This window comes from Magnetospirillum molischianum DSM 120 (assembly GCF_000294655.1).
Lineage (GTDB): Bacteria > Pseudomonadota > Alphaproteobacteria > Rhodospirillales > Magnetospirillaceae > Phaeospirillum > Phaeospirillum molischianum.
In genome coordinates, this window is record NZ_CAHP01000060.1 from 1 (window position 1) to 21,960 (window position 21,960).

The 21,960-nt window shown below is 59.5% G+C and carries 46 protein-coding genes; 43 read left to right on the forward strand and 3 right to left on the reverse strand.

What is annotated here, in order from left to right; translation table 11 throughout:
• The 21 genes from PHAMO_RS19765 to PHAMO_RS17440 form a co-directional block, all read left to right on the forward strand.
• Positions 1–361 (forward strand): hypothetical protein (locus PHAMO_RS19765; RefSeq protein WP_162136976.1); only part of this gene is annotated, 361 nt, incomplete at its 5' end.
• Positions 291–665 carry a hypothetical protein gene (locus PHAMO_RS17345; RefSeq protein ID WP_002731251.1) on the forward strand — a complete coding sequence of 125 codons (375 nt, stop codon included), beginning with the start codon at positions 291–293 and terminating at the stop codon, positions 663–665. The genes PHAMO_RS19765 and PHAMO_RS17345, both read left to right, overlap by 71 nt.
• Positions 665–883 (forward strand): hypothetical protein, encoded by a 219-nt coding sequence (locus PHAMO_RS17350; protein WP_002731252.1) that lies wholly within the window; start codon positions 665–667, stop codon positions 881–883. Before PHAMO_RS17345 ends, PHAMO_RS17350 begins: the two co-directional genes overlap by 1 nt.
• On the forward strand, positions 880–1,362 hold the full coding sequence (locus PHAMO_RS17355; RefSeq protein ID WP_002731253.1) for a hypothetical protein: 483 nt from the start codon (positions 880–882) through the stop codon (positions 1,360–1,362). Before PHAMO_RS17350 ends, PHAMO_RS17355 begins: the two co-directional genes overlap by 4 nt.
• Positions 1,355–1,726, forward strand: coding sequence for a hypothetical protein (locus PHAMO_RS17360; protein WP_002731254.1), 372 nt, complete (start codon positions 1,355–1,357; stop codon positions 1,724–1,726). The genes PHAMO_RS17355 and PHAMO_RS17360 overlap by 8 nt, the downstream gene beginning before the upstream one ends.
• A 33-nt stretch (positions 1,727–1,759) precedes the next feature.
• Positions 1,760–2,110 carry a hypothetical protein gene (locus PHAMO_RS17365; RefSeq protein WP_002731255.1) on the forward strand — a complete coding sequence of 117 codons (351 nt, stop codon included), beginning with the start codon at positions 1,760–1,762 and terminating at the stop codon, positions 2,108–2,110.
• On the forward strand, positions 2,107–2,415 hold the full coding sequence (locus tag PHAMO_RS17370) for a hypothetical protein (protein ID WP_002731256.1): 309 nt from the start codon (positions 2,107–2,109) through the stop codon (positions 2,413–2,415). Before PHAMO_RS17365 ends, PHAMO_RS17370 begins: the two co-directional genes overlap by 4 nt.
• Positions 2,412–2,603: a hypothetical protein gene (locus PHAMO_RS17375; RefSeq protein ID WP_040567794.1), complete on the forward strand. Its 192-nt coding sequence runs from the start codon at positions 2,412–2,414 to the stop codon at positions 2,601–2,603. Before PHAMO_RS17370 ends, PHAMO_RS17375 begins: the two co-directional genes overlap by 4 nt.
• A complete protein-coding gene (locus PHAMO_RS17380) occupies positions 2,603–2,821 on the forward strand; it encodes a hypothetical protein (RefSeq protein ID WP_002731257.1) in 219 nt (72 codons plus the stop codon). The genes PHAMO_RS17375 and PHAMO_RS17380 overlap by 1 nt, the downstream gene beginning before the upstream one ends.
• A 66-nt stretch (positions 2,822–2,887) precedes the next feature.
• Positions 2,888–3,238, forward strand: coding sequence for a hypothetical protein (locus PHAMO_RS17385; protein WP_002731258.1), 351 nt, complete (start codon positions 2,888–2,890; stop codon positions 3,236–3,238).
• 1 nt (position 3,239) lies between these two features.
• Positions 3,240–3,572, forward strand: a complete 333-nt coding sequence (locus PHAMO_RS17390) for a hypothetical protein (protein ID WP_002731259.1) — start codon at positions 3,240–3,242, stop codon at positions 3,570–3,572.
• 1 nt (position 3,573) lies between these two features.
• On the forward strand, positions 3,574–3,891 hold the full coding sequence (locus PHAMO_RS17395) for a hypothetical protein (RefSeq protein WP_002731261.1): 318 nt from the start codon (positions 3,574–3,576) through the stop codon (positions 3,889–3,891).
• Positions 3,892–3,902: 11 nt separating this feature from the next.
• Positions 3,903–5,018 (forward strand): DNA/RNA non-specific endonuclease, encoded by a 1,116-nt coding sequence (locus PHAMO_RS17400; RefSeq protein ID WP_002731262.1) that lies wholly within the window; start codon positions 3,903–3,905, stop codon positions 5,016–5,018.
• Positions 5,015–5,230 (forward strand): hypothetical protein, encoded by a 216-nt coding sequence (locus tag PHAMO_RS17405; protein ID WP_040567795.1) that lies wholly within the window; start codon positions 5,015–5,017, stop codon positions 5,228–5,230. Before PHAMO_RS17400 ends, PHAMO_RS17405 begins: the two co-directional genes overlap by 4 nt.
• A complete protein-coding gene (locus PHAMO_RS17410; protein ID WP_002731266.1) occupies positions 5,227–5,472 on the forward strand; it encodes a hypothetical protein in 246 nt (81 codons plus the stop codon). The genes PHAMO_RS17405 and PHAMO_RS17410 overlap by 4 nt, the downstream gene beginning before the upstream one ends.
• Before the next feature lie 374 nt (positions 5,473–5,846).
• Positions 5,847–6,833 carry a hypothetical protein gene (locus PHAMO_RS17415; RefSeq protein WP_002731268.1) on the forward strand — a complete coding sequence of 329 codons (987 nt, stop codon included), beginning with the start codon at positions 5,847–5,849 and terminating at the stop codon, positions 6,831–6,833.
• 368 nt (positions 6,834–7,201) lie between these two features.
• A complete protein-coding gene (locus PHAMO_RS17420) occupies positions 7,202–8,056 on the forward strand; it encodes a hypothetical protein (RefSeq protein WP_002731270.1) in 855 nt (284 codons plus the stop codon).
• Positions 8,057–8,147: 91 nt separating this feature from the next.
• Entirely contained in the window at positions 8,148–8,507 is a 360-nt protein-coding gene (locus tag PHAMO_RS17425; protein ID WP_002731271.1) for a hypothetical protein, read from the forward strand.
• Between the two features lie 98 nt (positions 8,508–8,605).
• Complete coding sequence (locus PHAMO_RS17430; RefSeq protein WP_002731272.1) at positions 8,606–8,917, forward strand: hypothetical protein; 312 nt, start codon at positions 8,606–8,608, stop codon at positions 8,915–8,917.
• Between the two features lie 3 nt (positions 8,918–8,920).
• On the forward strand, positions 8,921–9,103 hold the full coding sequence (locus tag PHAMO_RS17435; RefSeq protein WP_002731273.1) for a hypothetical protein: 183 nt from the start codon (positions 8,921–8,923) through the stop codon (positions 9,101–9,103).
• 3 nt (positions 9,104–9,106) lie between these two features.
• Positions 9,107–9,409 carry a hypothetical protein gene (locus PHAMO_RS17440; protein ID WP_002731274.1) on the forward strand — a complete coding sequence of 101 codons (303 nt, stop codon included), beginning with the start codon at positions 9,107–9,109 and terminating at the stop codon, positions 9,407–9,409.
• 68 nt (positions 9,410–9,477) lie between these two features.
• Here PHAMO_RS17440 and PHAMO_RS17445 read toward each other — a convergent pair whose 3' ends face one another.
• Positions 9,478–9,780, reverse strand: a complete 303-nt coding sequence (locus PHAMO_RS17445; protein WP_002731275.1) for a hypothetical protein — start codon at positions 9,778–9,780, stop codon at positions 9,478–9,480.
• A 672-nt stretch (positions 9,781–10,452) separates the two neighbouring features.
• Between PHAMO_RS17445 and PHAMO_RS17455 the strand changes: the two genes are divergently transcribed.
• The 15 genes from PHAMO_RS17455 (at position 10,453) to PHAMO_RS17520 (ending at position 16,313) form a co-directional block, all read left to right on the forward strand.
• Positions 10,453–11,769, forward strand: coding sequence for an autoinducer binding domain-containing protein (locus tag PHAMO_RS17455; protein WP_162136977.1), 1,317 nt, complete (start codon positions 10,453–10,455; stop codon positions 11,767–11,769).
• Between the two features lie 163 nt (positions 11,770–11,932).
• A complete protein-coding gene (locus PHAMO_RS17460; protein WP_002731280.1) occupies positions 11,933–12,175 on the forward strand; it encodes a hypothetical protein in 243 nt (80 codons plus the stop codon).
• Positions 12,175–12,351 carry a hypothetical protein gene (locus PHAMO_RS19640; RefSeq protein ID WP_002731282.1) on the forward strand — a complete coding sequence of 59 codons (177 nt, stop codon included), beginning with the start codon at positions 12,175–12,177 and terminating at the stop codon, positions 12,349–12,351. Before PHAMO_RS17460 ends, PHAMO_RS19640 begins: the two co-directional genes overlap by 1 nt.
• Positions 12,352–12,435: 84 nt before the next feature.
• Complete coding sequence (locus PHAMO_RS17465; RefSeq protein WP_002731285.1) at positions 12,436–12,831, forward strand: DUF6876 family protein; 396 nt, start codon at positions 12,436–12,438, stop codon at positions 12,829–12,831.
• Positions 12,832–12,834: 3 nt separating this feature from the next.
• The gene (locus PHAMO_RS17470; protein ID WP_040567796.1) at positions 12,835–13,047 is read left to right on the forward strand and encodes a hypothetical protein; all 213 of its coding nucleotides are present in this window, start codon (positions 12,835–12,837) and stop codon (positions 13,045–13,047) included.
• Positions 13,040–13,264, forward strand: coding sequence for a hypothetical protein (locus PHAMO_RS17475; RefSeq protein WP_002731286.1), 225 nt, complete (start codon positions 13,040–13,042; stop codon positions 13,262–13,264). Before PHAMO_RS17470 ends, PHAMO_RS17475 begins: the two co-directional genes overlap by 8 nt.
• 31 nt (positions 13,265–13,295) lie before the next feature.
• On the forward strand, positions 13,296–13,568 hold the full coding sequence (locus tag PHAMO_RS17480) for a hypothetical protein (RefSeq protein WP_002731287.1): 273 nt from the start codon (positions 13,296–13,298) through the stop codon (positions 13,566–13,568).
• A 32-nt stretch (positions 13,569–13,600) separates the two neighbouring features.
• On the forward strand, positions 13,601–13,933 hold the full coding sequence (locus tag PHAMO_RS17485) for a hypothetical protein (RefSeq protein ID WP_002731289.1): 333 nt from the start codon (positions 13,601–13,603) through the stop codon (positions 13,931–13,933).
• Position 13,934: 1 nt separating this feature from the next.
• Positions 13,935–14,117, forward strand: a complete 183-nt coding sequence (locus PHAMO_RS17490; protein ID WP_002731290.1) for a hypothetical protein — start codon at positions 13,935–13,937, stop codon at positions 14,115–14,117.
• Between the two features lie 29 nt (positions 14,118–14,146).
• Positions 14,147–14,422 carry a hypothetical protein gene (locus tag PHAMO_RS17495; protein ID WP_002731292.1) on the forward strand — a complete coding sequence of 92 codons (276 nt, stop codon included), beginning with the start codon at positions 14,147–14,149 and terminating at the stop codon, positions 14,420–14,422.
• The gene (locus PHAMO_RS17500) at positions 14,419–14,994 is read left to right on the forward strand and encodes a hypothetical protein (RefSeq protein WP_002731293.1); all 576 of its coding nucleotides are present in this window, start codon (positions 14,419–14,421) and stop codon (positions 14,992–14,994) included. The genes PHAMO_RS17495 and PHAMO_RS17500 overlap by 4 nt, the downstream gene beginning before the upstream one ends.
• The gene (locus PHAMO_RS17505; RefSeq protein WP_002731294.1) at positions 14,994–15,206 is read left to right on the forward strand and encodes a hypothetical protein; all 213 of its coding nucleotides are present in this window, start codon (positions 14,994–14,996) and stop codon (positions 15,204–15,206) included. Before PHAMO_RS17500 ends, PHAMO_RS17505 begins: the two co-directional genes overlap by 1 nt.
• Before the next feature lie 154 nt (positions 15,207–15,360).
• Positions 15,361–15,711 carry a hypothetical protein gene (locus tag PHAMO_RS17510; RefSeq protein ID WP_002731296.1) on the forward strand — a complete coding sequence of 117 codons (351 nt, stop codon included), beginning with the start codon at positions 15,361–15,363 and terminating at the stop codon, positions 15,709–15,711.
• A 30-nt stretch (positions 15,712–15,741) separates the two neighbouring features.
• The gene (locus PHAMO_RS17515; RefSeq protein WP_002731298.1) at positions 15,742–15,972 is read left to right on the forward strand and encodes a hypothetical protein; all 231 of its coding nucleotides are present in this window, start codon (positions 15,742–15,744) and stop codon (positions 15,970–15,972) included.
• 89 nt (positions 15,973–16,061) lie between these two features.
• Complete coding sequence (locus PHAMO_RS17520; protein ID WP_155801874.1) at positions 16,062–16,313, forward strand: hypothetical protein; 252 nt, start codon at positions 16,062–16,064, stop codon at positions 16,311–16,313.
• Between the two features lie 117 nt (positions 16,314–16,430).
• On the opposite strand, the gene PHAMO_RS17525 is transcribed toward PHAMO_RS17520, so the two are convergent.
• Positions 16,431–16,643 carry a hypothetical protein gene (locus tag PHAMO_RS17525; RefSeq protein ID WP_002731300.1) on the reverse strand — a complete coding sequence of 71 codons (213 nt, stop codon included), beginning with the start codon at positions 16,641–16,643 and terminating at the stop codon, positions 16,431–16,433.
• 653 nt (positions 16,644–17,296) lie between these two features.
• On the opposite strand from PHAMO_RS17525, the gene PHAMO_RS17530 reads away from it, so the two are divergent.
• The 7 genes from PHAMO_RS17530 (at position 17,297) to PHAMO_RS17565 (ending at position 21,642) form a co-directional block, all read left to right on the forward strand.
• Positions 17,297–17,524: a hypothetical protein gene (locus tag PHAMO_RS17530; protein ID WP_002731303.1), complete on the forward strand. Its 228-nt coding sequence runs from the start codon at positions 17,297–17,299 to the stop codon at positions 17,522–17,524.
• Between the two features lie 539 nt (positions 17,525–18,063).
• Positions 18,064–18,258, forward strand: a complete 195-nt coding sequence (locus tag PHAMO_RS17535; protein WP_002731305.1) for a hypothetical protein — start codon at positions 18,064–18,066, stop codon at positions 18,256–18,258.
• A gap of 6 nt (positions 18,259–18,264) precedes the next feature.
• A complete protein-coding gene (locus PHAMO_RS17540) occupies positions 18,265–18,570 on the forward strand; it encodes a type II toxin-antitoxin system RelE/ParE family toxin (protein WP_002731307.1) in 306 nt (101 codons plus the stop codon).
• Positions 18,561–18,812 carry a helix-turn-helix domain-containing transcriptional regulator gene (locus tag PHAMO_RS17545; RefSeq protein ID WP_040567797.1) on the forward strand — a complete coding sequence of 84 codons (252 nt, stop codon included), beginning with the start codon at positions 18,561–18,563 and terminating at the stop codon, positions 18,810–18,812. The genes PHAMO_RS17540 and PHAMO_RS17545 overlap by 10 nt, the downstream gene beginning before the upstream one ends.
• 433 nt (positions 18,813–19,245) lie before the next feature.
• A complete protein-coding gene (locus tag PHAMO_RS17555; protein WP_002731315.1) occupies positions 19,246–19,452 on the forward strand; it encodes a hypothetical protein in 207 nt (68 codons plus the stop codon).
• A gap of 689 nt (positions 19,453–20,141) precedes the next feature.
• A complete protein-coding gene (locus PHAMO_RS17560; protein ID WP_002731319.1) occupies positions 20,142–20,813 on the forward strand; it encodes a hypothetical protein in 672 nt (223 codons plus the stop codon).
• 538 nt (positions 20,814–21,351) lie between these two features.
• Positions 21,352–21,642 carry a hypothetical protein gene (locus PHAMO_RS17565; protein ID WP_002731322.1) on the forward strand — a complete coding sequence of 97 codons (291 nt, stop codon included), beginning with the start codon at positions 21,352–21,354 and terminating at the stop codon, positions 21,640–21,642.
• Here the strand turns inward: PHAMO_RS17565 and PHAMO_RS17570 are convergent.
• On the reverse strand, positions 21,636–21,947 hold the full coding sequence (locus PHAMO_RS17570) for a hypothetical protein (RefSeq protein ID WP_002731323.1): 312 nt from the start codon (positions 21,945–21,947) through the stop codon (positions 21,636–21,638). The genes PHAMO_RS17565 and PHAMO_RS17570 overlap by 7 nt on opposite strands.
• Positions 21,948–21,960 lie beyond the last annotated feature (13 nt).

Genomic DNA, 21,960 nt, shown 5'->3' on the forward strand with positions numbered 1-21,960 from the left:
TCCTGAAAATTTTGAAGCCCTCGAAAGTGAAATCATCAGCATCGTGTCGATAATTTCCGGCGTCACCAAGGTTCTTGATGGTGTTTTGACCATGCTCGAAGACATCAACGGTGGTGGAGTTGGCAATCTCCAGAACATTTGCGCGTTCGCCACCGGCGCCAAAGGCATGATCGAATACGCCGGGATGCAAATCGACTTCGCCAAGGACATGCTTCGTAACGCGGAGGTCACGATCAACGCGGGAGTCGAAAACGTCCAGCGGCACATGCCAATGGCAAGGAAGATGCCTGATGAACAGCTTCGATTACACCAACTCCTCAGATTTGGAAAGACTGCGGCTCGCCCTCGTGACGACAAGTGACCACGACAGAGCGATGATCGTCGCCTTTTGCATGACCAGCGGCTTGATGCTGCCGAAAGGCTTTGCGATGCGCTGGCTGTGGTGGGTGTCCCGCAAAAATCGTTTCGTCAAGATGACGGCGGCGCTGACGCACCCCAAGACCAAGCCGCTGCTCGACGACATGTGGCGTGAAACGATCAACTGGATGGTCGCCGGCAAGGATCAGAATGACCCCAAAAGCGCCGGCGGCTGGAACTCGAACGAACTGAACCTCTTCGTCGAATTCTTGCGCTTCATTGGCGTGTTTCGTCGGAGGGCTGCCTGATGAAGACGTTCTTCGAGGAAATCGCCGTGAACGCCGCTGGCCGTCGCGTTCGAGTCCGTCGGGCGCACGTTCGTCCTCGGCACTTCTATGTCGTCAGCGTTGACGGCGTTCGGATCGACAGCTTCCTGAACCTCGCTCGCGCCCGCCGACTCGCCAAGACCCTGTTCAACACTCTTGGACCGATCGAGTCCGAAACCACCTGGAGGATCGCCGCATGAACAAGATCGTTATCGACACTGCCACGCTCAAAGCGCTGCTTGGGGGACATCCCGAGATCGAGGTGGAACTTCTCGCCGTCGCCCGCGAGAAGGTGGCCGAGGAGCTGAAGCGCAAGCTGCCCGACGGTTATGCCGCCAAATTTGCCGACGACATAATGGCTGACCTCAAACAGCGCATCAACGCCCAGATGTTGAATTGGCGGGGCGATGCGCTGTCCGACAGAGTGCGCGACATGGTGCGCGGGTGCGTCTACGACGTGCTTAATGCACAGACCAAGGCCGCCGCCGAGCAGACCGCCCGAGATGTCGCGGAGAAGGCGATCACCGCCATGCTCCCCCGTCTGGAGGAGCGGCTGAGCCAGCATCAAGACGCCTTGATCAAGAAGATCAACGGCCTCGTCGGCGAGGAGATCGAGCGCCAGATCAACGCTCGCCTCAATGCCATGATGAAGCTGACCGAGGGCCTGCAAAATGCGTAAGCCGCCGGTCAACATGGACCCTTGGCGCAAGAACAAGGATGAGATTATGGCCATCGCCCTGCGCAAGGGCTGGTTCTCGGTGCCGAAGTATCTCTGGCGTGCCGAGGGAATGGCCAAGAAGTGTCGCGAGCTGGTCAAGGAAGGCAAGCTGCGCCGCAGGCGCTCATGGGAGAAGGGGCGCTACAGCCACGACATCATGTATGAGCCGGTTGGCGTGAAGGTCGCGCCAAAGCCCGAGTCCAAACGCCCCTGTCACTGCCCTCGCTGTGGCGTCGATTGTGGCGATCACGACAGCTACCTCACGCATTGGCGCGAACATCACGATGTGCCGCCCGCAAAGCCTGCTGCTGTGGGGCAGAATTAGCGTATTCGCGAAAGCACGAACGGAGAGCGAGGGATGAAGAGCATTTTCGACGAGCAGGGCCACCGCCGCTTCATCGACAAGTCCGAGGACTTGGCGGCCTGGACCGACGACGAGCTGCGCAAGGGCATCGCCGACTACCAGGCGATCATCGACCGCGTGGATGACAGCGAATACAGCGGAGTCGCCGAGGGCGACTGCTGTGCCGACAGCCGCGACATCCTCTTGCACGAGCTGAAGCGCCGGGTGGTCGAGATCGTGCCGACTGACGGTGAAATCCGCGGACGCACTGGGCGCGTTATCAGCATCGACGAGTTCGTGGACCCGCCGCTGAACCGTCATGCGCGTCGGCAGGTTAAGTCCAAGCGCTATCGGGGGCCTCGATGACCGCCAATCCTCGCGACGCTCTGGCGTTCAAGCACTTCCCCGCCGAGTGGTGCCGGATCGTCAACAAGCCCGGCGCCAGCAAGAAGCGCCAGCAGCTCCGCAAGCGGGGCGAAGAGGCTGAAACCGTTCTGGCTCTGCGGGCCAAGGGCGCGAGCTGCGCCACCTGCAACGGCTATGAGAAGGCTCCGCACCCCAAGGAACTGGGCTTCACCCATTACTGCGCCGCCGACAGCGATTTTCACGGCTATGTCGGCGCCCTCGCCACCGGCTTGTGCCATCGCTGGGCTGAAAGGAAAGCGTCGTGACTTATCAGGAATTCGCGATCGGCACGCTGCGCGGCCCACATCACATTCGGCACCTTGGTCGCGCCCTTCGCTACCAGTTCGGCGTCAAGACCGGCAATGGTTGGGTGTTTTTCAGCGACACGATTGAGAAGCGGGCGCGTCAGGCTGCCGAGGCGTATCTCGCTGACATGAAGAAGGAGAAGGTCTGATGTTGGAAATCACTGGTTGGGTCGCCCTGATGGCGATCGCTCTGGCTCTTTCGGCAATCGTTGCTATTGCCGGCTTCATGAACCTTCCCCGCTACAACATCGGCGGCGTCGAGAACGGTGCCGTCACCAAACTGCTGACGATCAGCGCCGCCGGTCTCGTTCTGCTGTTCTGGCGGTGGGTGATTAGCGTCGCCCCGTTCGTCATCACTCTAAAGTAGCCGCCCGCGCAACCTCCCGCTATGAGACAGAATTAGCTTATTAGCGAATTAGCACACGGAGACAACATGAAGACCCGAACCCAACTTGCCGCCGTTCTGCGAGGGGTTGCTGAGTCGTCGGTCCTGACCGTCGAGGAAGCCGACGATTTGGACACTATCGCCTCGATGCTGGAAAGCAACACTCGCCTGGCTATCGTTATCGAGGGCGGCGTGGTGCAAGCCGTTGTGTCTGACGCCCCCGAAACGCTCGGAGGGCTCGATATCGCAGTGATCGACTACGACACCGACGGCATGGACGATGATCAGATTGTGCAGGTCATCCAGTCGGACGGCAGCACCGCCAGCGCCGATGTTACCCACCCCTCGATCACCAAGGCTGAGATCGGCCTGGACGAAGTGTTCGCGGTGGAGGGGTGACATGGACATCGCTGTCAACTTCGATTTCCTTGAGTTCGCCATCCGCGCGGCGCACTTCCACGCCGGCTTCGAGCATGATCGCCCCGCGGCTGATCCGTTCTGCGAGACGCCCTATGCCGAAACGATGCTGGCGGCGCTGATTGCCCGCTGGATCGAGCTGAACGTGGACTTCGACGCCATCCCTTATGGCACCGACAGCGTGGTCCTCGCGGTTCACACCCGCGTCGTTTCCAAGAAGCCGGATGGGTTTCGCGAGGAAGAATTCTACAACGACGCTGATCCCGTGGCACCGCTGCTCGCCGATTTCGATCTCAAGACCGCCTTGGAGAACTGACATGCTGGACAAGATCACTCGTCGCCTGAACACCATCACCGATCGCATTCGGGCGATGGTGCTGTTTTTGGCCCTGGCGCGTAAAGTCAACCTTGACAATCCATTAGCGATGGCTCGGGGTCTGGAGCCGCTGATTGCTTCGGTCGAGCATCTGCTGAACCGGCACGATCAAATCGAGGCGTCGATGGCCAGCACTGAGACGATGCTCTGGAGCGACGCCCGGTCGCCCGAGGGTGACGACTACAACGACCTGGCAGCCGAGGTGAATGCACTGGTTGCCCCTCTCTGCGCTCTCTACGCTAATTCGCCTGTTCGCTAATAAGGTGTAAAATGACCTCCCTTCGTTGGGCTTTCTTTGCCTTGTTTGCTCAATCATCGTTGACTTTTTCGGCGATCGGGGCCGAATGCCCCAACATCCCAGTGCCGGCGACCGCTACTCAGGTCGATACGGTCTGCCACGAGCGCTACTTCAGCCTGGTCGATCGGCACTATCTGATCCCGCGCGTTGTTGGATACGACCTGACGCGGGATCAGGCGCTTGGTTGCGAACCCCGGGAGCGAAGCTTTCACGTCGAAGACCAGTTGCCGAAGAGCGAGCGGGTTTCGGCGAGCGACTACGCTCGCAGCGGCTATGATATGGGGCACATGATGCCGGCCGAGGACGCCTCGTCCCTTCCCCGCACCATGCGCGACAGCTTCTCGACGCCTGCCATAATTAGCGCTTTCGCTAATTTGCCTACCGCCCTGCCTTCTGCGGGAAGTTACACTGAACACATTGAAACGCAAGGAGATTGCCCCATGCGACACATCTGCACTGCTGAATGCGGGTTCGTCACCGACACCCGCGACGATCTGATCGAAGGCTGCTGTCCCGTCTGCGGTGAGGAAGTGATTTCCGAAACGGGTGAGGTCGAGGTTCACACTGTGAACGTCGGCTACAGCGAATATAACGTCAACGTGGTGGTCGTGAAGTCGATCCCCGGCACCTCGATCAAAGAAATCTGCGATCTGGCCGTGCGCCGGGCCGACGGCGATTTGTCGCAGGGGTGGGGAAAAACCGACGACATCTCGAACAGCTTCGTTGATCTGATCGCCAGAGGCGAGTTCAAGTGCGCCTACGCCGCCCCCGACGCCGACACCGTGCCGGTCCCCCTGCCCCACACCGAGTCATTCGTCATCTCCGATCCCGAAAACCGGGCCAAGCTGAAGCATTTCGACGAGGCTCTCGATCGCTTGAATGACCTGCTGAAGGGTGACGACGGCCAGGCGTGCGATGAGGCTCGGAAGTTTCTTGAGCGGGTCCGCCTCTCCATGGCCGGGAAGGACGAGGTCGATCCCGGCCAGGCCGAAGAAGAGCTGGCGATGTGCCCCGTGTGCGGCAGTTTCGGTCCCGAGTTCGATGGGTGCGCGAACCACACCGTCGCAAACTGCGCCGCGTCGTCGTGAGCGACCTCGTCCACAAGATCGTGAAGCGGCCCGAGGGGTTTCTGCTGACCATCAATGGGACAATGCCTCTCGGGCTCGCCGGCGAGCCCAACCTCTATTGGTCCAAGCTCGCTGATCTGGTCGCCGCGATCAAGAAGAAGGGGTTCGAGGTTCAGAAAGACGGAACCTGCGTCCCCGCCCACCGCATTCAGAAGAAAGGGAAGAAGACATGATCAAATTGCCGACCGTTGTCGTTGGTCCGGTGCGCAAACACCCGACCCAAGGTCATGGGTTCGACATCATCAATCACGACGGGGCACGTTCGTTCCGCACCTGCGAGACGGAAGACGACGCCACCGCTGAGCGCGAGAACTTCATCCATGGGTTCCGTCACCCGGTGACGATGGCGAAGGTGTTGACGCCCATGTCGCAGTCCGAATTCAAGCGCCTGCGGGAAACCTACGAACGGGCTTAGTCGGCGCCGTTCTGTAGATACGGCAGCGGGTGCCTATAGGTGATCCTGGCACCCGCCTTTTCTTGGCTTCGTCCGACGCCATGGCGTCGCCCTCGGCTCAACCGCGGCGACGCAGGATCTCGCCTTCGAACTTGTCGGCAACGCCTTGGTTTGATTGAGGCGCATCCGCCCATTCGCTAAATCGCCCATTCGCCTATTGATCAGCCATCGCGGTCTGAAGCACGCGCGCACCCGTGCTTTAATGCGCGCGTGCGCAGTCGTCCTGCTCCTCTGCCATGCGGACTGCCGCCCGCGCAACCTGTCCGATCCCGATATCTTCAAATCATCAAGAGCGCAACGCACAACGCAAGCGCAACAACACAGGAGATAGACCGATGGCCAAGCGCGCGAACACCCAAGTCAAGACCCCCGTCTCGAAGACCACCCGCTCCCGCAAGCGCAACAAAGAGGAGGCCGTCGTGATCACCGCCGCCACTGTTGCCCCCGCCCTGCCCTCCTCCCCCGTCGGGGCCGAGATTGACCTCGACTCGCTCGACAGCCTGCTCGCCGACGAGGTTCTTTCGGCTGATACCGAAGACGACGACCTGGACCTTGAGATCGAGATCGAAGATGAGAACGACGACCTGGACCTTGCGAGCCAGATCGAAGAGCCGGCCCCGGTCGAAACCACCCCCGCCAACAACGACGCCGAACTGGAAGCGCTGATGGCCGAGATCGAGGGCGATGACGCTCCGGTCGAAGCGAGTGACGAGGATCTGGAGAAGGTCGCCGGCGAGATCGCCCTGGAAGAAACCCGCCAGGAAATCTACGCCAAGCAAGAGTCCACCGTCGAACTGAAGGACGAGCCGGCGCCCAGCGAGGAAACCAAGACCGCGAAGGCCCCCAAGGAACCCCGCGAGAAGAAGGAGCGCGCTCCTCGGTTGACCCTGGAAAGCCTGCCCGCCGACGCCTTCGTGCTGACCCTGAGCGATGCGGAAGTGGACCTCGAAGAGAACAAGGCGACGGTGATTGCCCGGAAGCCGACCGCCGTGAAGGTCGCCGAGAAGTTCGAGAACACCCTGCTGTCGATCGCCGCCGGCAAGCTCCCGAGCGTCTACACGGTCCAGACCATGAAGTTGTTGCGCAAACAGGGCGGCACCGCGACCTCGAAGCAAATCGTCGAGGACCTGATGTCCCGCTACGGCGACGGGACGGCCCGTGCCCAAGGCAGCCAGATGATGCAGCTCCTCCCGGCGCTGAAGATCGCCGAACGGTCGGGGAACTCTCTGACCCTGAACGCCGAGTCCACTCTGGCGATGGCGATCTACGGGATCATCGACGGCGCGTCGAGTGCCCCGGCGGAAGAGCCGGAAGCTGCGTAAGGGTTCGGGAGGGGCGCAGGCCCCTCCCCTACCCCCGGCGGGCCTGATGGCCCGCCTCTTTCGTGCTCCAGCGCCGCCATGGCGACCTGAGTGACACGCCGGGACCTTGCCACCCATCGAGAATTTCCCGTCTGGGGCTGGGGTAAATCGCCCCGATTGAACCCCGCGTGTTTCGCGTTTTCCAGCCCCGTGGGGCGTAGGTAATGGGAAGTGAGCTACCCCTGTCGCCCCCGCCCCTCTTCTGCCCCTCTACGCGCAATTTTCGCACATTCGCGAATACGTGATTTAGCGAATGTGCCAACCGATGCGCCTTTGGGATCGAGCGAAACTCTCCCCCATCGAAACGACGCGCATTGAGGAGACAGCGCATGAGCAGAAAAGCGACTTTGACCCTCGTTCATCCGACGATCCCGCACTATCTGGCCGGTGTGACGGTCGAGGTGAAAGAGATCACCCCTGAGTTTGCCAAGGAACTGCTCGACAGGCTTCAGACCGACAAGCGCCGAAACAGAAACTTCCGACGGTCCAACGCCGAGGCGATCCAGCGGGTCATGGAAGCCGACTTGTTCAAGTTCAACGGCGAGAGCGTGGTGATCGACCGTGACGGCTTCCCGATCCAGGGGCAGCATCGCCTGTGGGCCTGCTGGAAGTCCAACAAGCCCTTCTGGACCGTCTTCGTCAACGGTGTCGATCCCGACGCGAAGGTGACGCTCGACACCTGCGCCAAGCGCAAGAATTCCGATGTGCTCACCTACAGCAACGAGGTCCGCGCGACCGTCCTTGCCTCGGCGATCAACTGGCTGTGGCGCTATCGCAGCGGTGCCTCCCTCAGCAACCAAGGTAGCGTCAACGCGCAAGAAATGCTGGCCCTGCTGAACGAAAACCCCGGGCTGCGCGCTTCGGTCGAAGCCACCCAACCCCTTGCCGGCATCACCCATCACTCCGTGGCCGCCTGGTGCCACTACGAGTTCGGGCTGGTGGATGCGACGGCGCGCGACTCGTTCTTCGAGAGCCTGATTGATGGCGCTGGCCTGAGCAAGGGGAGTCCGGTGCTGGCGCTGCGCAATCGGCTTTACAGCATGAAGAGGAGCGATCTGTTCGTTCGCAATGCGCACGTCGTGGTGCTCTTCATCCACGCCTGGAACGCCATGCGCCAGGGCAAGCGCGTCAAGAGTCTTGGCAGCGGGCACAAGCTGAGCGGTGCGATCCCGGTGATCTTTTAGGCAATTCGCTCATTCGCTAATTAGCCGCCCGACCCGCCTACGTCGGACATGGAGACTGAACCCGTGAGCAACACAACGGGAGATAGACCCCATGTCCGACAAGGTGTGGAACAAGGAAGCCATTCAAGAGCTTCTTGCCCGCAACGACGAAGCTGTCAAGCGCGCACTTCTGGCGGTATTCCGCCGACAGACCGCTGAAGAACAAACGACCGAGCGCACTCGTGAGAGCAACGGGGTCGGCTTCACCGGCCCCGACGCCGAGATCCTGACGAGCTTTGCCAAACAGCTCCAAACCCGCGGCTTTCTAAGCCCCAAACAGCTCGCCATCACCCGCAACAAGATCAAGAAATACTGGCGTCAACTCCTTGACGAGATCGAAACCAAGGCAGGCTCACAGCAACGCCCGGCAGTGGCAGCCACCCAGACCCACGCCGCCTACAGCTCGTTCTGATCTGACGCTGGGCGGCTGTGCGAATTAGCGAATTCGCCGACCGCCCAGCCATAGGACTCTGGGTGAGAATGAGACATCGACAACGAGAGGAGGCTCTGATGTCCAGAAAAGGAATGATCGCCAGCGTTTATCGCGACGCCGATGGAGTTGATTGCACCAATGGCGGGATCAGCTCGAAAGCTGACCGGGTGCTGATCGTGGGCGAGGGCGTGCCCGAAATCTTCGCCGAGCGCAGTGGAATGCCGACGCTTTTGCTTGTGGATCGAGGCCCCAATCTGCCGCCGGCCCTTTATCCCGCCGATGATCTGCGGCCGGGTCGCTTCATGTTCGGCGGCAATTTCGCCTACAGCAGCGACAGCCGGTGGCCGACGGGCAAGCCGATCAAGATCCACGATCGAGCCGAGGACTAAGTCATGACCAACCGCTTCTGCGTCCACTACCGCACCGGCGGCATCGCCAACTTCCGCTGGAACACCACCTTCGAGTCGCTCGACACCACCGCGGCCCATGACATGGCCGCGCAGATCAGGCGCATGGGCTATCCCACCAAGATCGTCCCGGTCGGGGCGCCGCTTCCCACCAGCTACGAGGGCTGAGCCATGACCAAATACGCCTGGATCATTGACGCCGCCGAGGACGAACCCAGTATCATTGGCCCCAGCGACGCGCCGGAAGACCTTCAGGATCGTCTGGTCGATGGCAAGGGGCTTCACTTCCGCCTTTATGACGATGACGACGAGCTTTGCCTGAAGGGCCGTTTGATAAGCGTCAATGCCGACACGATGGCTGGTAACTACAGCGAGGAAGCGTTTGGGCCGCTTGATGACTTCGGGGCGCCGGCATATGGCTGCACTCGCATCGACTATCTGCATCCCAAGACCGAGCAATGGGAAACGCTTTAGCGGTTTCGCGAATTAGCAAACGAAAAGGGCCGGGAAATCCCGGCCCTTCTGCATTTGCGCCAAAAGCGTCAGTCGTGGGAAGAATGGGCGGCGTTGGGCTCCCGATAACAAGGGTTCTTCACCACGACATAGCGGGTGTAGCCGCCGCTTTCCTGATCGTTAATGGTGCCATCCTGGGCCACAGAAAACACCTCGGTGACGGGCAAATTCTTGGAACCGTCGTTATAGCCGGCGGTCTGGCACTTGCTGTTGGCAAAGTCCTCAGCGAGAGCGCTCAGAGCCGTGGCGCGCTCGAAATCGCTGGCGGCGAAAGCGGAACCAGCGGTGACAGCCAGCATGGCGAGGGAAAAGGTAAAGACAAACTTCTTCATGGCGCATACTCCTTGGTCGAAATTTCGCGCCCCGTCGTGGGGCATGAGTCTATTATAGCCGGGCCGATATAGAATTTTGTGAGGCCGACGCTTTTTGCCGAACTTTCGCCGAAACATGTGCCTTGTTGCGCTGGGGTAAAGTTCCCTTGTCACAACACGACATTTCTGAGGTGAATACACCATGTCCAGATCAACCAGAACGAGTCTTCTTTCGACTGCGACCGCGCTACCATCCGCCTATTCGCTAATTCGCTATGTCGCAGTGACCAAGGATGCATTGCAAAAACATCTTTTTTTCGCCTTTGTTCTCATCTGTCAACTGGCAGCGACGACACCGGCGATCAGCGACGAGTTCTACGTCAAGCGGGACAGCCGAGGCCGTCGCGTCAGGACCGTCGAACAAGGCCCAACCGATGGCTATTGGATTAGGAGGGACGAGAGCGGCCGTCGCGTCGGGACAGTCGAGAGAACCCCATACGGCGACAACATCGTGCGAGATAATCGTGGTCGCCGGATTGAAACCATTGAGAGGCGTAGTGATGACACGCCACAAACTCCTGGTCGCTGGTAAATAGTCGAGGTTGACCATAATTTGCTCCCGGATCGACTACCTCCGGTCGATCCGGCCTGTGGCTAGGACTAGCCATGGCTCAATCATATACGAGACGCACCGTGGCAAGTCGCCTCAATTCAACCCTCGGTATTCATTTTGATTGGGAGAGCGGCGAGGTTCGACAGAACAGCTCCGCCGCGATGCTGTCTCGCCAACAATCCGATTTGATGGAGATCCTTTGGCGCTGTCACCCGCGCCCGGCCCGAAAAGAGGCGATTGTCTCCCAGCTCTACGGTGCCGCCGACGAGCCAGCAACCGCTGAAGACACGGTGCGCGTCCAGGTGGCCCAGCTCAGGCGCAAACTGACCCAGGCGGCGGTGAGCGTGAACATCACGACCGTTCGGAGCGTCGGTTATCGCCTCGATTTTGCACCCGATGCGACGCCGATCCAGAAACCTCTGGGCACCCAGATCTGCACGGTCGCGGTTCTCGACGAGTTCCTGACTTCCCTCGATGCCGCAACCGACGCCATGCAAATGGGTCAAGCGCTGACCAGGGCTGCCCAGCAGCTCGGCTTCACCTACACGGGATACCAACTTGTCGCGGTTCCGGGGATCGACCACGATGGTCCACTGCCCCTGTTCGTGTCGGACATCCCGGCGGAATGGGCCAGGGATTACGTCAACCACGACCTGGTGAAGCACGATCCGGCGGTCAGGGCCGCCATGATGTCGTCGAACGCCTTCACATGGCACACGTCGGAAGTTGTTGATGCGATTGACGACGAGACCATCGCGTCCATGGCTAGACGTGTCATTGCCAATGGCATCCTCGGCGGCTTCACCGTCCCCATACACGACGCCGATGGAACCAGGGCCTTGGTCAATTTTCTCGTGACCGTAGACAAGGCTGAAGCAATCAGGCTGGTCGAGAACAATGGCCCGCTGCTGCGCCTGATCGCTTCACACTTGCACTCGCATATCCTGCCGCCGATGAGGGCCGCAGCCGAGGAGAGATTGGGGCCGCAGCTCACAGAGACCGAGATCGCTTTCCTCGGCACCAAGATGGCAGAAGTCTGCGCCAACGTGTGCGACTGCGAAGGCGGCTGCGGCTTGATCAGGAAAAAACTCGGTGCCAACTCGTGCATCCAGGCGGTGGTCAAGGCGATGCGTCTCGGTCTCATCAAGATGGCTACCTTCATCGTGGCACTGATGACGCTCGTCGCCGCGGTTCTCGACGATGAGCAGCTACTTTCGGTCGATGAAAATAAGGATTACTACCGCCATAGCGATGCTATGCACAATTCCGCATATGGCACGCAACACTCGACCCGCTCCCGAAAAAGAAAGCTCGTATGCAATGACCCTTGCGCCCCTTTTTTCGCCCCGTGGGAGTGCGGAACCCAAAGCGGGACAGTGGGGGAGGGGAGGGGATAGAACCCCACCCAGCAAAGCCCCACGGGGCGAGCAGTGATCCGCCGATAGACAAGCTGCCCCTAAAGACATCACGTTCAAATGACGAGCGCGCAAAGACAAGGCGAGTGGACATCGCTTGACCGTCGCGTTATGTCAGCGCTGACTTAATAAACAAGGAGGCACTATGGAAGACCATGATCAGTTTCGCGAGCGGATGCGCCAGAAGGCGAAGGACAGCGACGTCAACCCGGCCGTTGCCGACGCCATGATCGACGCCTGTGCAAAGGCGTTCAACCCGTTGCTCCCTGCCGCCATCAACGCTGCCTTAATGAGTAACGCCATGACCGCGGTTATGCGTCAGTTCCAGACGGCCGGCGCCTACGATCTGAGCGATACCGATCAACCCGAGCAGAAGCAGGCGGCCTGATGGCCATCAGGGCATTGAAGCTCGACACCTTGGCGGACGTTTTGTCCGCCAAGGTGCCCTTCTGGGAGCGAGTGCAGCTTGACACCATGCCGTTGACGAGCGGCGCCGCAGCCGAGATCGTTCCAGTCAAGAGACGCCCAGGATCAGCGTTGAACCCGGATTGGAAAAGCTGGTGACGATCCGCCTCTCGACGAGCCACTCGGGACTGGGTCATTCTTTCATTAGCGAATAAGCCCATTCGCTAATGAAACGGAGGTCACATGGACAAGACAGAGATCGGCCAGTTCAAGAACGAACTGGCGCAATTCAATGGCGCTGAGCGCTTCTATCGCCACCCCATGAACCAGCAAATCCTCTTCACCGACGGGGTGAAGTTCTTCGCCGAGAGGGCCGGTGCATTCTGGCTCCTCGACATTCTGGCGACCGAGTTGAACGAAATCCGCAAGGTCGAGGAATTTATCGTCGTGCGGCTGAACGTCACCGGCTCCAAGGCCGTTCTCATCTCCGATGATGGCAACGACAACGTGCTGCACACCAAGAACATCTCCCTGACTGACGCCCCCGAAGGCGAATGGAAGTTCTACATGGTCGTGGCTGATCGCGACGCCAATGACCGGGTGACGATGACCACCATCATGCTGCCGTCGGAGTATTGAACCGTGAATGCCTTCGGATGCCACTGCCCCAAATGCGGCAGCTCTGGCCAGATCGACATCTGCGCTCAGGTATGGGTCCGGCTTACCCGCGTTGGCACCGCCGCTGACCTGTCGCGCCAGGGCAATCACGAATGGAATGACGCCAGTCGGGCCACTTGTGACTGCGGCTGGACCGGCCGGGTCAACGAGCTGATCAAGGAGAGCGGCAATGGCTGACAAGATCGCCTGCCAGAAATGCGGCCGCAAATGGCATCCGCATTTGATCGACGCCAAAGACGATGGGACTGGCAACTTCACCATCTTGGAGGGGCCGTGCTGCTACGGCCCGAATTGGGTGCCGACCACCTATACGCCGATCGGCGACTTCACCCGGTCAATGCTCGACGAGGGGATGAAGATGCATGAAATCCGAATGAGGGAGCTTCAGCCGTGATCGGCGAATATGCCAACGAAGGGAGAGCGTCTTGAGGCTGGTTGATTTCGTTCAGGAGACGCTGACCGACATCGGTGCCCAGCTTGCTTGGTTCGCCGACCCCACCACCGGCGATCATCGCTGGTGGTTCCGGTTGGGCCAAGGCGCTTTCGTCCCCTTCGACGGCAATATTCTGGCGGCCGGTGATCACCAAGAGATTGTTGACCTGATCACGACTGCCGCGGCGAATTATGACCCTGACGCCATCCCTGAGTGGCAAAGCATGATGTCCCTGCCGACCGTGACGCCTCTCCCGTTCTCGTAATCTGGATCAGGAATAACGAGAGGAATTGAGCTATGACAGAGTTGGCATACAACCCGCGCTATGCAAATTACGCCAGGGCTCACGGTCGAACGCCTGAAGAACAAGTAGCGCAGGATCACCTCGACTGGCCCGGCGGCTCGATGTGCGGCTTCATGTTGTGGAACCGTGAGAAGGTCGGGGAGTTCGGAAAGGTAAATCCCGACGCCTTCATGGCAGGCGGCTTGTGGGATCATGCCGCCTATGATGCGTGGTTGACCGCCGAAGTGGACAAGATCACCGCGACCTGGGGCGAAGGCATGGACAAGAAGCCGTTGTTCGCCAGCGAAGAGCTGGAACCTTTGACTACGGACGGGGAGGGCGTCTGACATGGCGATGAATGATCTGACGTGGCTCGACCGCAGGATCGCCGAACAGGCCGCTTATTACGGACTCGCCGTGGAGCGGTTTATCAAGACATCGAGCGATCTGGCCGAGGCCCAGGAAATAGCAGAAGCCACCGGCGAGTTCGCCTTCGATCTACCGCCCGCGCAGCCGCAAGTATCTCCGTAAACTGGTCTCATCAACAACGGGGAAAGCCCATGAGAACCTCGAACGCTGCCGGGCATGAGATCAAGCACCCGGACGAAGTCATGACCCTGGACGAGCGCGCCTTCCAGATGTGGGCAGTTCACCCGAAGGATCTCGACAACCTCGGTTTCAAGACCAGGGTGAACTTCTTCAAGGCCCACCTGATCGCGGCGCAGGGAGGGAAAACCTTCTGCGTCGGCTGCCAGGATGAGCATAGTTGCTCCCATGAGGTGGTTGAGCGTTGCGCCGGTCTGCTGTTCCAAGCTCGTGAGCGAGTCGCGCCATGAGCGCCGTCATGGGAGGGAAAACCAAAGGCGCGTCCCCAGCCGGCGTGCGAAAAGTCCTCGGCTTGATCGAGTCCGGCGTGAAGATCGGCATCTTCGGCTTGGAAATCCAGGATGTCGGCGACGCGAAGCTGCTGGCTCAGCTCAACGCCGCGCTCGCTCGCGCCGAACTGGACGGTCTTGTGGACACCGAAGGTCCCGAAGGCAAAGAGATTATGACGATCACCGCCCGGGGCAGGGAGTGGATGGCGGAACATGATCGTAGCCACGTCAATGGCATCGAACATAGCGTTATTGGCGAGCTGCTTTATCGCCTGGACGGGGAGCTGGCGACCAAAATAGCGCCCATACTGAACGCCTCCGAGCGAAAGGCTCTCAACACAGCCCGGCGTATGAGGTGGATTATCGTGACTTCTCACGATCGCTACATGGTCACGAATATGGGAGAAGACTGGCTGCTGCAAACCCTCCAGGAAGACACGCTCAACAAGATCGCCGTTGGTCGCGCCCTGCGTCTCGACACTGGCGCCGAGTCCCAGCGCAGGGCGATCAATCCGCTCTGGGGAAGCTGGTGATGACCAATCTCAGTGAATACCAAACCACCAAAACACTGATCAATGCGTTTATGAAACCAGGGGAGCCAACCCTCGGTGAGCTGGCTCGCATGAGCGACCATGATCGAGCAATGGCGATCAGACGGTCCCTGGAGAGCGCCGGCATCGAGGTCAAGAACTGGCCCAGGAAAGAAACGACCGCCGCGGTCAATGAGCATTGGGGGACGTGGTGACAGAGCCGACCGACATCGCCAAAAACTTCATGGCGGCGGTCTGCATTGCCGCAACCGTCAGTTACTGGTTATGAGTCCTGACCCTAAGTGCCAACCGAACAACAACCAAAGCTCCGATAGACTGACCCCATCAAAACAATGGGAGCGATCCAATATGGAATACGGCGATCTCATCATCGTGACCAGGGGCAAGCTGAAGGGGATGATCGGCATCTATGACGATGACGATTGGAGCCGAGGCCCGGAGGTCATCTTCTACATCGGCCCGCTGCTGACCCTCTGCTATAGCGTGCGCGCAAAATCATGTCGTAAGGCCACCTACGAAGACATCACCCAGCGCCATCATTGGCTCTGGCTGAACAAGATCAGCCGGATGGTTCGGAGCGCCAGCGACTTCGATCCCGATGAGGTCTTCAGGGCCACCCTGGAATGGACAATGCTGGAGAGCTGGCTCGGCGATCGCCGACATCAAGCCCTACGTGAGATGACGGATCTGCCGGCATGAGGCGTAGATAGAAGAACCAGGAGTGTGCCAATGCTAAAGGGAAAAGGCTTCATGCGGCACAAGCTGAAGAATGGCTGGACCATCGGCTACGATATCAAGAACCGCGCCATCATCCAGTTCACCAAGGATGACCAGATCCCCGGCTACAAGCTGATCGCCGGCTGGCTCTTCAGCTTTACCAAGGCGTCCTACGGGGATGGATATCGCACCTGGATCAGCATCGGCTGGGGACAAGGCTTCTGGTTCACCACTGGCTTGTAGGGTCATGCGGGTGAGAGGGAAGAGACATGAATAATTCATGCGAAATGGGATGGTCATATCCCGGCCCATCGAACTCTGGGATCGCGGACGTGATCGTTCACACCGTGTCTGTCGCCACGTTAATCGGAGATATCAATCCCATTCATGATTTGGATGGCGACACTGTCTTTGTTGCCAATACGAACAAAGGTCAGAGCCATCTAGGTTCCAAAACCATGCTAATGGTTTCACATGAAGCGGACTGGTATATCGGCGTCTTGATTAAAGACGGGTTGATCGTGAATGACCTAAGAGTTGATAAATTTAGGCACGCCGATCCCCACAACGCCAATGAGGATTAGCGTCGGCTTGACCCTGCGCCGATGACGTGTTTTGAATGAGGCGGGCGCGGCCCCGGCCAAGGTAGCACGCGCCCGCCGTGAAGTGAGTAGAGGTGGGTCCTGTCGAAGGGCTTACCTCTACTCCGTCACCACTCCGTATCCCGCCATCATCAAATCGGTGATAAGCCAAGCAAATTCGTCTTGGAAATCGCCGTTGTGCGCGTTGAGGTCATCCACCGAAAGATCGGTAATCACATTGTGCTCCCGGAGCACATCTCCGACGCAGTGAATGGCGCGCCTGATGGCCAAGCTGCGCATTTGTGAAAAGTGAACCTCCGAAACAGTGTGCATTTCAACTCCTTTGCTTATGAGCGGCGCGCTCTACCAAGGCAGATACGCACCATCAGCCAACGTAAGCGCAAAAATCACAAATGAGCAATGACGAGCGGGACATAACGCCCCGAATGATTTCCGCCACTCAGGGCTATCAGCTTTGTGGATGGTTTGACAACATTGTGAATGAAAGAACCAGCAAATGGCCTAGCCGACATTGACATCCGTCTGATAGCGCTTGCAATTCGTCTCCCCCTAAAACGACCATTGGATTAACTCCGTGAACCTGTAAAAGGGAGGGCGGAAAGACGACGTAGGTGAACAAGACGGTGTTTGAGGTAAGAGAGGAGGGTGGTGTTTTTGTGTAAGGGGGAAAGGAGGTGATTTCGCCCCGGCAAGCTCTGCCCTCCGTCTCCCGAATTTTCCCTTACACCAGGCCGGAAGGTTCCCAGAGCCACGGCCGACCCTCTCTAAACCGCAGGTCGCCGCGGTCTTCGCATCCTTGGCCAGGCCGAGGTCATTCGCACGGGGCCGTGGTTAATATAAGGGTCGATGCAATCCAGGCCGCGATCAAGAACTGCCTCGTGAATTCGCTAATCCGCCAACCGAGTGACCGTCCCTTCCCGGGGCATGATCTCTTCATTGGGATCACACGGGAAGGAACCCCAGCAATGAGCGAGATCGTGACCATCGTGGAAGCCAACGTGAACACGACCAAGTTCTCCCTGCATTACCACCCGCGCTTCAATACCTGGACCATCATGAGCGACGCCGGCGCCGGGTGGACTGAGATCGCCCGCTTGCGCAGCATGGTGGCGGCGATCCAGGTGCTTCAGCACGAGATTAAGATGGAGCTGACCACCCTCCGGGTCAGCGATTTGATTTCCCAGGCCGCCTGAGCGCCAAAAAGGATCGAGAACAAACTTCGGCGTCTATCCCTGCCGACCAACTGCCCCAGGCGTCCCAGTGGCGTCTGGGGCGTTTTTTTGGGAAGAGCCGTGCGTGGTAGCGCCGGAAGGGCAGGGAGGTTTCGCCGTGGTCAGAATACGATCGGGTCGCCTCTAGGATACGGCTGGCGCTGCCTATGGCTGATCCATGGTGCCGCCAGAAGGATACGGCACGGGCCGCCTATGGCTGATCCGTGGCGTTGCCTTGGCGGCGGGAAAGAGGCGCCGCCAAGGCGAGACCTGTCGATCGGGTGGCGTCACCGAGGTTCAGCCTCGTGACTGGGTGGCAAAGCGACACCGTGGCGGCGGGATGCGGGGGTGGGAGATGCCGCCACGGCGTCATTGCATGGGGGAGATATAGCGCATTCGCGAATTCGTGACCATGGCGAACTGCGCCGGGGTCGAAATCTGCCGTCGAACCGCCACGAGAACAGCCTACTGGGGATGGGGATGATGAGTGCATCGAACAACGCACATGAAAGGGTGCCCCCATGACGAAGCAGCAAGAACGCGACCTGATCGCCGCCCAACTCCAGGGGCGTCCCGTGCAGAAGATTGCCACCGGCAAGTCGGGTCTCGACGGCGAGCAGCGTTTCAAGCTGAAGTGCGCCATTCACGGGGACGAGTGGGCTGCCAAGCGGGTGGCAGGGCGGTCAGTCTTGACTCCGCAAGCCTGCCACCCATAATTACGAATGATCGAGATCCGTCAGACGGCCACGTTCCGCGATTGGCTGGCCAAACTGAACGATGAGCGCGCTCGAAGTCGTATCGCCAAAAGGATCGCCATCGTTCAGTCCGGCTTGCTGGGCGATGCCAAGTTTTTCGACGGCATCGGCGAGCTTCGCATCGACTACGGCCCCGGCTATCGCCTCTATTTCGTTCGCCGAGGCTCGGTGTTGATTGTCCTGCTGTGCGGCGGCGACAAGGGGAGCCAAGTGCGCGACATTCGCAAGGCGAAAGAAATGGCTGCGGAATTGGAGAGATCATCATGGCTCTGAACACATTCCCCTTCGACGCGGCGGAATACCTGACCGACCCGGAAGACCAGACCGATCTCCTGAACGAAGCGCTGGCCAGCGGTGACGCCAACGTCGTCGCCAACGCCTTGAGCATCGTGGCTCGAGCGCGAAACATGGCTCTCAGCGGCGACGGCGAAAGCGCCCCGCTTCTGGCAACCACTCTTGGGTTGATGCGTGCGCTTGGGGTGACGCTCAAAGCCCAGATTAAACCAGCAGCTTAGAACGCGATTTCCGGGGCACTGAGCGCCCTTTTTGCCCCGTGGGGTATGTCTCCCGCCCCACGGGGCTTTCCCCGTTCTACGGGCTTTAAATCGCGATTTCGCGAATACGGTCCAACAGGGTCAGGTTACTCGACCCGTCCCGGCCTGACCACGGCGGCACCTGGTTCCCAGGCCGGCGGTGCCGTGGCGTTGGGGTCTGGGTCTTCCAGGCCAAGGCGGTCACGTTGCCCGCGGCCAGGCCACCCGTTGACCGGACTCCGGCCGTCCACAGAACCTCGGCCGTCCACAGACTCCAGGCCGCCATCAATCCACCACCCAACCACCCGGAAATCCGCCTCCCGCCCGCCGCGCGAGCAGCCTTCGGTTCTGGGCGAAGATGATCTTGTCCCGAGGGAATAGCCCCTCGGGAGAACGCAACAAGGGATGGACACCCATGGGCAAGACTTTTCGCCGTGACGCTGAACTCGCCGACGCCTGGGCTTTGGAGGCCGAGCGCAAGATGAAGGTCAAGAAGCGCCAGAAGCGTCACGCTCGACGCTTCTTGAGCAAATGCATGGCTCTTAGTGCTGTCGATGGCTTGTTTGTCCCCGATCTCAGCAGCTCCGATCTGATCGACCCGCCGGTGTTCGACGCCATCTGATCAAGCCAGGGGAGGGGCGTTCGCCTCTCCCCGCTTCGTCAATTCGCGAATTAGCCATGGTCGTCTGGAGGTGTCGCCTCGGTGCCGCCTGTTGGATACGGCGGGGCTCGTCGCCAGGTGAGCCGTGGCGGCGCCATAAGGATACGGCACGGACTCAGACAGGCGATCCTATGGCGCCGCCATAAGGATACGGCTCACGCCTGACCTGGGATGTCCTGGCGGCGCCGCCGCCGAGCCAGACTTCCCCGTTCGATCCCCGTCTCGGGTTGAACGCGGGGGCTTTTTCGTCCCCTCCCCGCGTTCGGGGCTTCTGTCCCCTCCCGTCACTTCCCGAGGTGGGTATCCCCGGGATGCTCGCCTCTTTGGGCTATGTCGCTTTCTTCATCGCTGTCTCATTTCGCGTCCCTCGAAACCGTTGCTCATGGGTCTTTTATAACCCCGTCTTTTGAGGGACGCAATACCCTTTTTTATGTCCCTTCGTTTTTTTGCGCCCTCGCTTTCAAAGAGCGCGAGCGCAACCCCCTTTATAAGAGGGGGAGGAGGGACAAACCCAAATTTTCCCTTGTTTTCAAGGACGACCAAAAAAATCAGTCAGCATTGATTTTTCTGTTGCGTAGGACATTCGGGACGCTATTATGAGGGACACAAGCGACGCACAAAGCGACGCAACAAACGAAGGGATAGACATCATGGAAAATTTCGCTAACGCCCTCGCGCTCGTCACCCCGGAACAGATCGAAGCGAAGCGCGCCCATGTTGAAAGCGTTATCAACGCCCGCATTGAGCGGGAAGTCGCGAAGGGAACGACCCTTCCCGCGAAGCTCGCGAAGCATCGGGATCGCTTCGTTGCCCCCGGAGTCCTTCGCGTTCTGTGCGCGATGGGCGTTGATCTTTCCCTTGTGTTCAATGAGGCGAAAGTGGACGGCCAACAGTTTTGCGAGAAAGCCCTTAACCGTGCGTGCCTCGCGCTCTCCCGTGCCGTCAACTATGCCATCCCCTTGAGCGAAGCGGAAATTGACGACAGCGGGAAGCACGGGAAAAAGGGAAGCGTAGAACTGAAGTATATTCATATCTTCATGCACAATGCTTCTATTCTTGCTTCTCTCGGGGAATACTTCACAAGCGATCTTCAGTGCTTCACTGTTAGCAACAAATACACCCCCAAGGGAAAGCGCGTTTCGGGTCTTCTCCGTCACTCTCTCGCTGTCGAAACCGCGTCCCGTCAATCGGGGCTTACCCGCCGCGCTTTGATCGCGCTCGGGGTTGCGAAGGGGAAAGCGGAAGCGACGGGGCGGGATGCGACGATTGTTATCAATCTGGAACACCCCCTGTCTCAGTTCTTCCTGAACATCGAGAAATAAGGGGCGCTGGGGCGGGGGAAAACCCCGCCCCGCTACTACCCCACCCCGGAAGGGGAACCCGCCCCACAGGGGCTTAAAACGGGCTTTCACGGGGTGTCGCTTTTCTTCACTGTCCCTCACATTCCGCTTGCAATGTCACTCGTTGCAGGGGTATTTAAAGAGGGACACAACAAACCCAAAGGGGTAGACAAATGAAACACGTTCTCGGGTTTTGCTGGGCCTTCGCTCGCAGCTATTCGGGTGGATATAGGGTGCGCAAGTCACCCGTTGCGCTTCGGATCAAAAAAGGGACTTGACACACGCGGGACGTGTGGGGCGATCACTCGCCCCACAACCTAGGGGTATATTAGAAGTCTTAGAGATTTTCGCGGCCCGGCATGGCCATGCCGCCTGTGTGCCGACCCCGCCACCGACCAACCTTATAGAACCGACCCGCCGGCGCGCAGACGATCCTTATACAGGCGCGCAGACCCCTTGACCTCCCAGACCCCAACTCGCATTCTCCCAGCTTGACGAACGATAGAACCGGAGGCTGACGATGAACGAGGCTGGAGTCTCCCCAAAGCACTTGGCGGTGCTCTACCGCATCGACCGACGAATGGTGAAGCTGTGGCAAATGCCCCAGCTACTCGTCGCGCTATCGCGCGACGAGCTGCCGCGGGCGGCCGCCGATCTCGCGAGCAGGGAGCTGCACAACCAGCGTGAGGCCAACGCCATGGTGGCCACGATCTCGATGCTGCCGACCGAGCTGCGCCGCAGCCAGAGCCTTATAGAGGCTCTGGGCCGGGCGTTCGAGCTGTCCTATGGCGTCGGCGGAACGGTTCACTGAAGCTCGAACCGGGTCAGCTTGATCTTGCCGTTCGGGCCTTCGCACATCGCGTCATAGGTAGCCTTCTGATCGACAATCTTCCCCATTAGAATTATCGAGACCGAGGTCAGCCCTTCTGTTTCAACCGAGCTGGCCCAGAGCGTTTCGGTTGCCTTGAACGCCTTCGGTGCCCGATCGAGCGCCAGCAGCAGACACTTCGTTTGCAACATCTTCGCCTCGTCAGGCGGGATGTTGCGCGACTTTAGTTCGGCCAGAGCCGGGGTGCTCAACACCAGCAGAGCGGCTATCAGCAGCGATCCTCTCACGTTTCCTCCTTAA

Coding starts and splice junctions, on each gene's coding strand:
- PHAMO_RS17540 (WP_002731307.1), top strand. CDS start 18,265: ATGATCGAGATCCGTCAGACGGCCACGTTCCGCGATTGGCTGGCCAAA.
- PHAMO_RS17415 (WP_002731268.1), top strand. CDS start 5,847: ATGGCCAAGCGCGCGAACACCCAAGTCAAGACCCCCGTCTCGAAGACC.
- PHAMO_RS17535 (WP_002731305.1), top strand. CDS start 18,064: ATGACGAAGCAGCAAGAACGCGACCTGATCGCCGCCCAACTCCAGGGG.
- PHAMO_RS17565 (WP_002731322.1), top strand. CDS start 21,352: ATGAACGAGGCTGGAGTCTCCCCAAAGCACTTGGCGGTGCTCTACCGC.
- PHAMO_RS17475 (WP_002731286.1), top strand. CDS start 13,040: ATGGCTGACAAGATCGCCTGCCAGAAATGCGGCCGCAAATGGCATCCG.
- PHAMO_RS17460 (WP_002731280.1), top strand. CDS start 11,933: ATGGAAGACCATGATCAGTTTCGCGAGCGGATGCGCCAGAAGGCGAAG.
- PHAMO_RS17390 (WP_002731259.1), top strand. CDS start 3,240: ATGGACATCGCTGTCAACTTCGATTTCCTTGAGTTCGCCATCCGCGCG.
- PHAMO_RS17445 (WP_002731275.1), bottom strand. CDS start 9,780: ATGAAGAAGTTTGTCTTTACCTTTTCCCTCGCCATGCTGGCTGTCACC.
- PHAMO_RS17365 (WP_002731255.1), top strand. CDS start 1,760: ATGAAGAGCATTTTCGACGAGCAGGGCCACCGCCGCTTCATCGACAAG.
- PHAMO_RS17500 (WP_002731293.1), top strand. CDS start 14,419: ATGAGCGCCGTCATGGGAGGGAAAACCAAAGGCGCGTCCCCAGCCGGC.
- PHAMO_RS17420 (WP_002731270.1), top strand. CDS start 7,202: ATGAGCAGAAAAGCGACTTTGACCCTCGTTCATCCGACGATCCCGCAC.
- PHAMO_RS17545 (WP_040567797.1), top strand. CDS start 18,561: ATGGCTCTGAACACATTCCCCTTCGACGCGGCGGAATACCTGACCGAC.
- PHAMO_RS17485 (WP_002731289.1), top strand. CDS start 13,601: ATGACAGAGTTGGCATACAACCCGCGCTATGCAAATTACGCCAGGGCT.
- PHAMO_RS19640 (WP_002731282.1), top strand. CDS start 12,175: ATGGCCATCAGGGCATTGAAGCTCGACACCTTGGCGGACGTTTTGTCC.
- PHAMO_RS17380 (WP_002731257.1), top strand. CDS start 2,603: ATGTTGGAAATCACTGGTTGGGTCGCCCTGATGGCGATCGCTCTGGCT.
- PHAMO_RS17515 (WP_002731298.1), top strand. CDS start 15,742: ATGCTAAAGGGAAAAGGCTTCATGCGGCACAAGCTGAAGAATGGCTGG.
- PHAMO_RS17395 (WP_002731261.1), top strand. CDS start 3,574: ATGCTGGACAAGATCACTCGTCGCCTGAACACCATCACCGATCGCATT.
- PHAMO_RS17435 (WP_002731273.1), top strand. CDS start 8,921: ATGACCAACCGCTTCTGCGTCCACTACCGCACCGGCGGCATCGCCAAC.
- PHAMO_RS17505 (WP_002731294.1), top strand. CDS start 14,994: ATGACCAATCTCAGTGAATACCAAACCACCAAAACACTGATCAATGCG.
- PHAMO_RS17400 (WP_002731262.1), top strand. CDS start 3,903: ATGACCTCCCTTCGTTGGGCTTTCTTTGCCTTGTTTGCTCAATCATCG.
- PHAMO_RS17510 (WP_002731296.1), top strand. CDS start 15,361: ATGGAATACGGCGATCTCATCATCGTGACCAGGGGCAAGCTGAAGGGG.
- PHAMO_RS17410 (WP_002731266.1), top strand. CDS start 5,227: ATGATCAAATTGCCGACCGTTGTCGTTGGTCCGGTGCGCAAACACCCG.
- PHAMO_RS17385 (WP_002731258.1), top strand. CDS start 2,888: ATGAAGACCCGAACCCAACTTGCCGCCGTTCTGCGAGGGGTTGCTGAG.
- PHAMO_RS17430 (WP_002731272.1), top strand. CDS start 8,606: ATGTCCAGAAAAGGAATGATCGCCAGCGTTTATCGCGACGCCGATGGA.
- PHAMO_RS17495 (WP_002731292.1), top strand. CDS start 14,147: ATGAGAACCTCGAACGCTGCCGGGCATGAGATCAAGCACCCGGACGAA.
- PHAMO_RS17555 (WP_002731315.1), top strand. CDS start 19,246: ATGGGCAAGACTTTTCGCCGTGACGCTGAACTCGCCGACGCCTGGGCT.
- PHAMO_RS17525 (WP_002731300.1), bottom strand. CDS start 16,643: ATGCACACTGTTTCGGAGGTTCACTTTTCACAAATGCGCAGCTTGGCC.
- PHAMO_RS17530 (WP_002731303.1), top strand. CDS start 17,297: ATGAGCGAGATCGTGACCATCGTGGAAGCCAACGTGAACACGACCAAG.
- PHAMO_RS17370 (WP_002731256.1), top strand. CDS start 2,107: ATGACCGCCAATCCTCGCGACGCTCTGGCGTTCAAGCACTTCCCCGCC.
- PHAMO_RS17490 (WP_002731290.1), top strand. CDS start 13,935: ATGGCGATGAATGATCTGACGTGGCTCGACCGCAGGATCGCCGAACAG.
- PHAMO_RS17345 (WP_002731251.1), top strand. CDS start 291: ATGAACAGCTTCGATTACACCAACTCCTCAGATTTGGAAAGACTGCGG.
- PHAMO_RS17465 (WP_002731285.1), top strand. CDS start 12,436: ATGGACAAGACAGAGATCGGCCAGTTCAAGAACGAACTGGCGCAATTC.
- PHAMO_RS17350 (WP_002731252.1), top strand. CDS start 665: ATGAAGACGTTCTTCGAGGAAATCGCCGTGAACGCCGCTGGCCGTCGC.
- PHAMO_RS17360 (WP_002731254.1), top strand. CDS start 1,355: ATGCGTAAGCCGCCGGTCAACATGGACCCTTGGCGCAAGAACAAGGAT.
- PHAMO_RS17560 (WP_002731319.1), top strand. CDS start 20,142: ATGGAAAATTTCGCTAACGCCCTCGCGCTCGTCACCCCGGAACAGATC.
- PHAMO_RS17425 (WP_002731271.1), top strand. CDS start 8,148: ATGTCCGACAAGGTGTGGAACAAGGAAGCCATTCAAGAGCTTCTTGCC.
- PHAMO_RS17440 (WP_002731274.1), top strand. CDS start 9,107: ATGACCAAATACGCCTGGATCATTGACGCCGCCGAGGACGAACCCAGT.
- PHAMO_RS17355 (WP_002731253.1), top strand. CDS start 880: ATGAACAAGATCGTTATCGACACTGCCACGCTCAAAGCGCTGCTTGGG.